The organism is Blastomonas sp. UPD001 (assembly GCF_003426715.1).
GTDB lineage: Bacteria > Pseudomonadota > Alphaproteobacteria > Sphingomonadales > Sphingomonadaceae > Blastomonas.
On record NZ_QKVT01000188.1, the window covers coordinates 1 to 506 of the forward strand.

At 64.0% G+C, this 506-nt stretch carries 1 protein-coding gene; it reads right to left on the reverse strand.

What is annotated here, in order from left to right:
- On the reverse strand, positions 1 to 380 hold a 380-nt coding region (locus DM995_RS20505; protein ID WP_198669546.1), incomplete at its 3' end, for a 3-keto-5-aminohexanoate cleavage protein.
- Between the last annotated feature and the right edge of the window lie 126 nt (positions 381 to 506).

Genomic DNA, 506 nt, shown 5'->3' on the forward strand with positions numbered 1-506 from the left:
TTGGGGTCGAGCTCGGCGAGCATGTGGCGGGTGTCGTAGGTCTGCCAGTGCGCGGTCTCGCCGTCGGCCGGCGGGGCGAAGGAGATGGAGCCGCCTACCTGCAGGATCATCCTGGGCACAGCCATGCGCAGCCGGCCCAGCAGGTAGTTGTAGTGATCGAAGTTCTTCGAGATGTGCCCGGTCTCGGGATCGCGCACATGGATGTGCAGCAGGGTGGCGCCGGCATTGTAGCAGTCGACGGCGGCCTGGACCTGCGCGTCCCAGCTGACCGGGATGTCCTCGGGATAGTCGGAGGGCAGCCACATCGGGCCATAGGGCGCGGCCGTGATCATCAGCGGCGCCTGGTTTTCCGGAAGCAGGGAATCGTCGGTGAAATACATGATCGTCTCCATGGACTGGAACGCGGGCCGGGACCGGATCGGTGATCGCCGAAATTGAACCGATGCGAGCTTCGCAGGGAATCCGCAGCAGGAGTTGATCGAACGGGACATGGATTTGTCCGTTCG